Origin of the sequence: Streptomyces sp. 8L, from assembly GCF_020176795.1 — a bacterium.
Lineage (GTDB): Bacteria > Actinomycetota > Actinomycetes > Streptomycetales > Streptomycetaceae > Streptomyces.
On record NZ_JAIUKE010000761.1, the window covers coordinates 1 to 3,084 of the forward strand.

A 3,084-nucleotide genomic window follows, 5' to 3' on the forward strand; every position below is an offset into this window, starting at 1 on the left:
CCCGCCTTCGCCGCCCGCCTTCGCCGTCCGCCCCTACCGCTTCCCGCGCCGCGGCGGCGCCTGCACATCGCGGCACCGGCGCCCTTCCGCGATACGAGCGCACGGCCGCCTAGCGGTTGCGGCGGCCGCGCTTGGCCTCGGCGTCCGCCCTGCCCCTGGCACCCCTCGCCTTCCACTCCCTGCGCAGTTGGGCCCGCGTCCGCGCGTCGCTCTTGGCCACGATGCGCCGGTTCTCCCGCTGGAGCTTGCGGTAGCTCTCCAGCCTGCGCGGTGGGAGCGTTCCGTCCTCCAGCGCGGCGAGCACGGCGCAGCCGGGCTCCACGTCGTGGGCGCAGTCCTGGAACCTGCACTCCCGCGCCAGTTCCTCGATCTCCGAGAAGACCTGCTCCACACCGGTGTCCGCGTCCCACAGGCCGACGCCGCGCAGACCGGGCGTGTCGATGACGACGCCACCGCCGGGCAGCGGGACGAGGTTGCGGGTCGTGGTGGTGTGGCGGCCCTTCCCGTCGACGTCCCGGATGGCCCCAACCTCCATCGCACGGGTGCCGGTCAGGGCGTTCACGAGGGTGGACTTGCCCGCGCCGGAGGTTCCGAGCAGGACCGACGTACCGCCGCCGACCCGTGCGGACAGTTCGTCGACGCCGGTCAGGGCCGCCGCGCTGACGGCCAGCACCGGTACACCGGGCGCCGTGGCCTCGACGTCCTGGACGAGGTGTGCGAGGACGACGGGATCGGTGACCAGGTCCGCCTTGGTCAGGACGAGGACGGGCCGCGCCCCGCCCGCCCGGGGCAGCGGCGCGCCGGACGGCGGTGCGCCGGCGGTGGACAACGCGAGGGCGAGGAACCTCTCCAGCCGCCCGAGGTCGAGCTCGTCGGCGAGGGAGACGCAGATGAGGACGGAGTCCATGTTGGTCGCGAGCACCTGGCCCTCGGAGCGCTTGGACGACGTCGAGCGTACGAACGCGGTTCTGCGGGGCAGCACATGGCGCACGAACCGCGGGTCGCCGACGGCGTCGACGGCCACCCAGTCGCCCGTGCACACCACCCGCGTCGGATCACGGGGCGTCACGAACTCGGTGTCGGCACGGACCGCACCGGCCTCGGTGACCAGATCGCACAGCCCGCGGTCGACCCGCACGACCCGCCCGGGGACGAGCCCCTGGGCCGCGTACGGCGCGAACGCGTCGGACCAGTACGGGTCCCACCCGTAGGGAACGAGGGCGGCCGAGCCGGGGAATCCGGAAGAAGGACCGGTGGTGCTGGGCGAACCGGCAGAACCGGCGGAACCGGCAGCAGCGGAGGAGTGAGGCAGCGGGGAGGGGGAGGACGGAGAAGGCAGCGATGACAAGGAGGAATCCTTCGAGGAGGGCTCCGGGGCAGAACGCTCAGCCGGAAACCACGGGAGTGAACACGACCTGATGGCGGGCAGCGCCCATCGCGGCGACAGTCATCGGTCACACCCCCTCACTCACCTCGACGCATCGGACAGCCGACCGGACGACCGGACGACTCGGACGACCGGCTGGACCGGCCGTCCCTGACACGGCATGACCCTAGCCCGCGGGACGAGGCCGGACCACTGGATTTCCCGCCCGCCGTGCCCGCCGCGCCCGTCGTGGCGGTCGTGGCGGTCGTGGCGAAAGCGTCCCGCCGGCGCCGGGGGGCCTCCAGGACCCCGCGGATCAGCCAGGACCCCGCGGATCAGCTGCCCCGCCGCCCGCGAGCGCGCATGAGCGTTGCGCGCCACTATGCCGCGCTTGCATTAGCCAGCGTCTGCAATTATTGTCAACGCACGTAAGGTGCCCACGCTGGAGAAAGGTTCGTCCCTCAATGCCACTCGCGCTCCTGGCCCTCGCCGTCGGGGCCTTCGGGATCGGCACCACCGAGTTCGTCGTGATGGGCCTGCTGCCGGACATCGCGGGCGATTTCGGTGTGTCCGTGCCGACGGCCGGCTTCCTCGTGACCGGGTACGCCCTCGGTGTGATGCTGGGTGCGCCGCTGATGACGGTGGTCGGCACCAAGGTCTCGCGCCGGCAGGCGCTCACGCTCCTGATGGTCCTGTTCATCGTGGGGAACGTGCTGTCGGCGCTCGCGCCCGCCTTCGGTGTCATGCTGATCGGCCGGGTCGTGGCGTCCCTCGCGCACGGCGCGTTCTTCGGCATCGGGTCCGTGGTCGCCGCCGAGCTGGTGGCGCCCGACAAGAAGGCCGGCGCCATCTCCATGATGTTCACCGGCCTCACCGTCGCCAACGTCGTCGGCGTACCGCTCGGCACCCTGGTGGGACAGCACACCAGCTGGCGCGTCACGTTCCTGATCATCGCCGCGCTCGGGGTCCTCGGTCTCGCGGGGATCGCGAGGCTCGTGCCCGATCTGCCGCGGCCCGAGGGGGTGCGGCTGCGGCACGAGGTCGCGGTGTTCAAGAACGTCCAGGTGCTGCTGGCCATGGCGATGACCGTCCTCGGGTTCGGCGGGGTCTTCGCGGCCGTCACCTACATCGCGCCGATGATGACGCATGTCGCCGGGTACGCCGAGTCGTCCGTCACCTGGCTGCTGGTGCTGTTCGGGCTCGGCATGGTCGTCGGCAACCTGCTGGGCGGCCGGTTCGCGGACCGGAGGCTGATGCCGATGCTCTTCACCGCGCTCGGCGGACTCGCCGTGGTCCTCGCCCTGTTCACACTGGGCGCGCACGACAAGACCGCCGCGGCCGTGGCCGTGTTCCTGATCGGCGCGCTCGGCTTCGCGACCGTGCCGCCGCTCCAGAAGCGCGTCCTCGACCATGCCCACGGGGCGCCCACGCTGGCGTCCGCCGTCAACATCGGAGCCTTCAACGCGGGCAACGCGCTGGCGGCCTGGCTCGGCGGCCTCGTCATCGCGGCGGGCGCCGGCTACACCGCGCCGAACTGGGTCGGAGCCGGCCTCGCGGTGTCCGCTCTGGCGCTCGCCGTCGTCTCGTCCGTCCTGGAACGCCGGGCCGGCGGCGGGACCCCCGCGACACCGCCCGTGACGGCACACCGGCCCGGGCACGTCCCCGCGCTCGAACCGGCGGACGAGGCGCCGGGCCACCGGTCGGCGGCGGTGCCCGCG

At 72.8% G+C, this 3,084-nt stretch carries 2 protein-coding genes; one reads left to right on the forward strand and one right to left on the reverse strand.

Going from position 1 to position 3,084, the window contains the following annotated elements:
* Window positions 1-109: 109 nt before the first annotated feature.
* Window positions 110-1,312 carry a ribosome small subunit-dependent GTPase A gene (rsgA, locus tag LCE31_RS38390; RefSeq protein WP_374118703.1) on the reverse strand — a complete coding sequence of 401 codons (1,203 nt, stop codon included), beginning with the start codon at window positions 1,310-1,312 and terminating at the stop codon, window positions 110-112.
* Window positions 1,313-1,830: 518 nt separating this feature from the next.
* Between rsgA and LCE31_RS38395 the strand changes: the two genes are divergently transcribed.
* On the forward strand, window positions 1,831-3,084 hold a 1,254-nt coding region (locus LCE31_RS38395), incomplete at its 3' end, for an MFS transporter (RefSeq protein ID WP_225022816.1).